Origin of the sequence: Desulfobacter latus, from assembly GCF_013389365.1 — a bacterium.
GTDB lineage: Bacteria > Desulfobacterota > Desulfobacteria > Desulfobacterales > Desulfobacteraceae > Desulfobacter > Desulfobacter latus.
Genome location: NZ_JACADJ010000116.1, coordinates 1 through 6,542, shown reverse-complemented (window position 1 = coordinate 6,542; position 6,542 = coordinate 1). Strand labels below are relative to the sequence as shown.

Sequence of the window (6,542 nt, the reverse complement as noted above, 5' to 3'; positions counted from 1 at the left end):
CACGGAAGTTAAGCTCTTTAGCGTCGATGGTACTGCATGGGAGACTGTGTGGGAGAGTAGAACGCCGCCGGTTCTTTTTTAAAAAGCCCTGATCATTTATTGCAAATGGTCAGGGCTTTTTTTGTTTGAACACAAATGATCAAGTGTTTTTACGTCAAAGACCACACTGTCAAATTTCCCAGCTGCGGGTTTGGTCATAACATCGGCCACAGCGTAGGTTGGGTTGAACGAAGTGAAACCCAACAACTTATCGGTGTTGGGTTTCGTTAACCCAACCTACCGGAAATCCGTATGGCCTAAAATATGACCAAGGCCCCAGCTGCTTTATTTCATTTCAACGTTGGGACTCAAATTCAAACAATTCTGACGAATGGTTTTTATCAGAAATTCCGCCGTAACCGGTTTTTCCAGATATGCCTTGATTCCCATGGCTTCGGCTCTTTCCCTGGAGAAAGACCGGCTGTATCCGGTCAAAAGGATAATAGCCATATCCGGACGGATGGTAAGGATCTCTTTTACCAGGGCATCCCCCCTCATTTTCGGCATATTCATGTCAGTAATCACAAGATCGTAATCAGCAGGGGTCATACAGAATAATTTTAACGCCTGTTCCCCGTTCTCACACGCCTGAACCCGGTAACCGTAATGCCGGAGGAGTTCTGTTGTGGGCTTTCGTACATCTTCCTCATCCTCGACAAACAGCACACTTTCCGTACCTTTAAGTGGGACTTCTTGCGCCAGGGGGACAACTTTGGCTGGAAGCGGTTTAATTTTAATTGGAAAAAAGAGTTGAAACCGGGTGCCTTTTCCCGGCGTGCTGGTCACATCAAGGTACCCCTGGTGCTCTTCCACGATGGAGTGCACAAGTGTCAGCCCCAGCCCAGTTCCCTTACCGAGTTCTCTGGTGGTAAAGTAGGGTTCAAATGCTTTTTTAAGTGTCGCTTCATCCATACCATGGCCGGTATCAATCACTTGGAGCCGGATATAAGCGCCATCGGGAATCCGGCAGGAGATGCCGGATTGAATATCCGCATCGGGAAAGGTAATATCCGTCAGGGTTATCGTAAGGGTCCCCCGGGTTTCTGCCATGGCGGCATAGGCGTTGGTACAAAGGTTCATCACAATCTGATGCATCTGGGTGGCATCCGCCAGAATAGTCGAGTGGGATTCAATCTTTGCCTGAATTTCTATGTCAGCGGGCAACGTAGATTTCAACAGTTTTAACGCCTCTTTTACTGCGATCATCATTTTGATATGGCTTTTCCGGGGATGACTCTGCCTGCTGAAGGTCAATATTTGCTGAACCAGATCTGCAGCCCGTTGCCCGGCCTTAAAAATATTGTCCAAGCTGACCATAATATTTTTCTGATCCTGGGCATCCATTTGTGCCAGTCTTGTATATCCAAAGATGCCGGATAAAATATTATTGAAATCATGGGCAATGCCGCCTGCAAGACGTCCAATGGATTCCATTTTTTCGGCCTGGCGCAGCCGGGTCTCCATGAGGTGCTGTCCGGTGGTATTTTCAAGGCAGATCATGACAAAGCTGTCATCACTTGCCGTCACGGGAAAAACAGTTATCCGGTGAAAAAGGGTTTTGGTGTCTTTCCGGCAGGTAACCGACTCTATCCGCAGTGACGTAATCTTTGTCACGGATCGCTCTATGGCGTCCAGGCTTTTTGTATCACAGTGTTGAAGCAGATCCCGGTATGACTCTGCACAAAAAGCTTTTTTTTCATCAAGGGGGTCACAAAAAAAAGACTCTGCCTCATGGTTCAAAAATATGATATTCCCATTACGGTTCACCCCAATAAGCATCAGGGGCATGGCATTGATGATATTATTCAGGTAGGTTTTGGCTTTTTCTATTTCATTGGTCTGATTTTCTATCTGCGCAAAGCTTTTTTTCAGCCGGCGGGACATAAGGTTAAAGGCCGAGGCAACTTCTGCAAATTCATCTGCGCTGTTTATTTCTAAGGTTTGATCAAATTGTCTAACAGATAGACTCCTGGCAAATCCGATGATCTTATTCATGGATTGAACGACTCCTGATCCAATGAGCATGGCAATGACGGCGCCCAATGAAACCAGCAGGCCAAAGGCAATCAGAATTGTGACGGTGGTTTTTTTCAATGCAATTTTAAGGGGAGAATGATCCAGAACGGCGTAGATTTGAATTTTGTTAAATCCGTTTTGTGAAAAGTCCACCTGGACAGAATCAAAGGTATAATTGTCCTCCCAAAAAAGGGTTCCCCGGCCGTGTGATAGATTTTTTGTGGGTATCCTGATACCGGAAGAAACTGATTTAAGGGTCTGTACTTGGGTAAAAGAAGATGCAACCGGCCGGTCGGCATCGAAAACAGCAATATCCACACCGCACATATTTTTAATAGACCGGGCAAAGTCATTATTGATCCAGTAACCCACGCAAACTGCACCAACTACCATATCTTTTTGGTTTGCGTGAAAAATACGATGAAATGTTTCAATCAAGAAGCTGTTGCCGTTTTTATGGGCCATTGTTACATCGCTGCCGTGTAAAACATCCTGCAGCATTTTTGACCGGGATAAATCCATGACAGGTGCACAGGTTGCCACCTGGTGAAGCAGACGGCCTGTACGGTCAAATAAAGCAATATGATTGACGTCTAATTCTGAAACGATATTATCGGGAAGAGTACTTTTTATCGTTCCCACATCATTGAGATAGGCACTCTGCCGGATCTGTCTGTTATCAGAAAAAAGACGTGCATAGGTCTGGGTATTTTTCTGGCGCAGACAAAGACTGAGCTGAATCCGTTTTTCAGCCTCCGTCAAATGGGATTGAAAAAATGCATCAGTGCGGTGCCAAAGCACGGTAAGCGTGATGACTAAAGTCAGGCAGAAGGGCAGCAGTATGGATAAAAGGAAAAAAACAGCCTTTTTTTTCAGTGTGGTGTGCTTAAACAAAATCGACTATGAGCCTTAGTTTTTCCGTGATATGTTTTTCGTGTAACGACGCATATCTACAACCACCTGATAAAATGACGGATCATGAACAGTAAACGAATCAATCTCAAGCTGCTGCCGCAGCGCAGGGCTAATGGCAGACCTTCCATCAGCAGCACAGCTATCTGGAGAGATCGACAAAAGAATCTGTCGCATCTGTTCTATCATTTCCCGGGACACGCCTTTTCCGGCCACCCAGGGCTCATTGGGGATAGGTGGTGTTGTTTCAATAATTCTTAGACAGTTGCCGCACTGCTGTGTGGCGTTTCGGAAATTTCCATCATAGGTTGCCCCGGCATCGACTTTTTTGTTAATCACCCATTGGGCAACATCAGGATGCTCCCCGATGAAAAGGGTTCTGGAAAAAAATGTTTTGGGATCAATCCCTTTCTTTAAAAAAAGCATCAGCGGATAGTGATATCCACTGCCCGATGTCTGGTTGACAAAGCCGAAACTGCAGCCTTCGAGATCCTTGAGGATTTGGGCCGGGTTATCCGTCCTCGTAAAAATATACCCGTGATAGAAATCAGAAGGGGTGTCTCCGGAATTGCTTACAGTTGCAATATAGTGAATATCGGGTTCATGGTTCATTAGGGCCCCGGCATAGGATTGGGAGGAAAAATGCGCCACCTGGATGCGTCCATTGACAAGGTGGGGTAAAATATCTTTGTCTTCAAGGAAATAGTTGATTACAAACTGCTTACCAAGTTTTTCACCAATATAGTTTAAAAGGGGGACAAAGGCCTGGTTCATAACAGCCTCGGACTCCAGATATTCCACACCAAAATTGATGACATCTCTTGGAAAAATCGTTTTGGGTTCCGTATGAGCGGAAATATTGTCTTCTCCCTGGACAAGTACGTCACTACAAAGAATCCATGCACAGGATATCATTGAAATCGTCAGCAGGATACGAAGCGTCCGGTAACTTTTTATACATGTATTTTTTATCAAAATGTTTTTCATCATCGCTCCTGAATCACGTTTTCTCTGCAATTTTCCCGGCCTTGTGAAACCGTTTCTGCCGGGTTTTTAACAATTCCGGGCGCAGGGCTGATCCACGACCGGACAGGCTGGGGTTGGTCATGAAAAAATTATGGGCATTGAAGGCCTCTTTTTCCGGTGTGATCCGGGTGTAAGAGCCGTCACTATTCAGGGTCCAGCTTTGTTCATTATCCCTTAAATTGGCCACCATAATCTGGTCCAGGATCTGTTGGTGGACTGTGGGAGTGAGGATGGGTACCAGGGTTTCAATGCGCCGGTCAAGGTTTCTGGGCATCCAGTCTGCTGAGGATATATACACCTTGGCATGGGGGGACGGCAGTTCATGACCGTTGCCGAAGCAGGCTATCCTGGAGTGTTCCAGAAATCGCCCCACAATGGATTTTACGCGTATGTTTTCGCTGAGTCCGGGGATGCCCGGTCGCAGGCAGCAGATACCCCGGATTACAAGGTCTACACTGACCCCTGCCTGGGATGCCTGGTAAAAGGCGTCAATGATCACCGGATCCACCAGGGAGTTCATTTTTGCCCAGATATGGGCCGGTTTCCCTTGTTCGGCAAATTCGATTTCTTTTTGAATATTTTCAATGATGCGTTTACGCAGGGTCAGGGGCGCAATATCCAGGATTTCAAGGTTGGCCGGCTTTGCATATCCGGTCATATAGTTGAAAATTTGCATGACTTCGGCGCAGATTTTCGGATCATGGGTGAAAAAGGAGAGATCTGTGTAAATTTTGGCTGTGATGGGATGATAGTTGCCCGTGCCAAGGTGGGCATAGGATGAAAATTTGCCGTCTTCCCAGCGCACCACCAGGGAGAGCTTGGCGTGGGTCTTAAGGTCAATGATGCCGTAAACCACCTGGGCCCCGGCAAGTTCCAGCTTTCTTGCCAGTTCAATGTTGGCCTCTTCATCAAACCGCGCCTTGAGTTCAATCATGGCGGTAACGTTTATCCCCGCCTCTGCCGCTTCCACCAGGGCCTGGACAATGGGAGAGTCCTTGCTGGTACGGTAAAGCGTCTGCTTGATGGAGACCACGTTGTTGTCCTGGCTGGCCTGACGGATGAACTGGACCACCACATCAAAGCTTTCATAGGGATGGTGAACAACAATATCCTTTTTTAAGATGGCTTCAAAACAGTCCCCGCCAAAATCCCGGATGCGCTCCGGGAACCTGGCATGATATTTTTTAAACACCAGATCCGGGCGGTCGTCGCAGATCAGTTCCTTGATGGCGGACAGTGCCACATATTCTGACTTGAACACATCTTCAGGGTTCATCTCAAACTGATCCGTGATAAAGCTAGTTAAATTGTCCGGCATGCCGGTATCCACTCGAAGTCTTATTACATTGCCCCGGCGGCGACGGTTCAAGGCGGATTGGAAGGTACGTACAAGGTCTTCAGCCGCCTCATCAATTTCAAGTTCTGAGTCGCGGATTAACTGAAAAGCCCCTGATCCCGTCAACCGGTATCCGGGGAACAGGTGATCATAGAACATATTAATTACCGATACCAGACGGATAAAGCGAATGGTCTTGCCGGGTATCCTTATATAACGTTTGAGTTGAGACGGAAGGATTACAAGGGCAAACATGGCATCTCCGCTCTCTTCATCTACAAGATCCATGATCATGCCGTGTCCCAGGTTGGGAATAAAGGGAAATGGATGTGCAGGATCCACAGCAAGGGGGCTGAGTACGGGGAACAGTTTTGTCTGAAATTCTAGGAGCAGGTTTTCCCGGTCTTCCATGGTAAGCTGGTCGGGCTTGACAACAAAAATATCGGCCGCCTCCAAGTCGCTGGTCAGCCCCCTGACGCAGTCCCGGGTGATATCGTTGAGGTCGGTGACGGCTTCTTCTATGGCTTTAAGTTGTTGCGACGGGGTCATATTGTCCGGGCTTGCACTTGTTGCACCTTTGTTTACCTGGGCCTTGAGACCCGCCACCCGGACCATGAAGAATTCATCCAGATTGGAGGCGGAAATCGACAGAAAACGCACACGTTCCATCAGGGGATGGTTGGGATTCAGGGCTTCTTCAAGGACCCTGCGGTTGAATTGGAGCCAGGAAAGTTCCCTGTTGATATAGCGATTGGGCATGGTCAAATCAATGGTCTTTTCTAAATTGGTTTCCTTTACATCGGTATCTGTTTGCATTTGTATTCCGGTGCTCCTTTACTCCTTTAACAATGATATATCATCCCATTTATGCTTTGACAGCCTGTTGAGTCAAAATCGTGTTGTATGTATAGCAGTAAATTACTAAAATTGTGTTAGCGCTGTAACGAAAACCAATCTTTACGATACCAGGTTCAAGGCTATTGATAAAGGTTTAAAAAAAAAGGAAATAATGACATATGGAAGACCAGGGTGACGGATTAAAAGCCACCCTGGCGCTGTTTCATCTATTATTTTTACATTACTTGGTGGCATCCTTCATATAAGTTCAAAAGTACTTTACAGTTTTTATCATCAGAATTTTGATCGCAACTATCTTGTCACAGCAAAATACCGTGTTTATTATACTCAAATATGAATTGTGATTATCTCAACA

At 46.5% G+C, this 6,542-nt stretch carries 3 protein-coding genes and 1 rRNA gene; 1 reads left to right on the top strand and 3 read right to left on the bottom strand.

All coding sequences use genetic code 11. The features are described 5' to 3' along the window. A 5S ribosomal RNA gene (gene rrf, locus HXW94_RS20475) occupies positions 1-73 on the top strand; the annotation flags it as partial. 251 nt (positions 74-324) lie between these two features. On the opposite strand, the gene HXW94_RS17885 is transcribed toward rrf, so the two are convergent. The 3 genes from HXW94_RS17885 to HXW94_RS17875 are packed head-to-tail and all read right to left on the bottom strand — an operon-like array spanning position 325 to position 6,145. Next, positions 325-2,949: a hybrid sensor histidine kinase/response regulator gene (locus HXW94_RS17885; RefSeq protein WP_178368258.1), complete on the bottom strand. Its 2,625-nt coding sequence runs from the start codon at positions 2,947-2,949 to the stop codon at positions 325-327. Positions 2,950-2,964: 15 nt separating this feature from the next. Further along, positions 2,965-3,957, bottom strand: a complete 993-nt coding sequence (locus tag HXW94_RS17880) for a phosphate/phosphite/phosphonate ABC transporter substrate-binding protein (RefSeq protein ID WP_178368257.1) — start codon at positions 3,955-3,957, stop codon at positions 2,965-2,967. 10 nt (positions 3,958-3,967) lie between these two features. Next, on the bottom strand, positions 3,968-6,145 hold the full coding sequence (locus tag HXW94_RS17875) for an RNA degradosome polyphosphate kinase (protein WP_178368256.1): 2,178 nt from the start codon (positions 6,143-6,145) through the stop codon (positions 3,968-3,970). Positions 6,146-6,542: the final 397 nt, after the last annotated feature.

Coding starts and splice junctions, on each gene's coding strand:
- HXW94_RS17875 (WP_178368256.1), bottom strand. CDS start 6,145: ATGCAAACAGATACCGATGTAAAGGAAACCAATTTAGAAAAGACCATT.
- HXW94_RS17880 (WP_178368257.1), bottom strand. CDS start 3,957: ATGATGAAAAACATTTTGATAAAAAATACATGTATAAAAAGTTACCGG.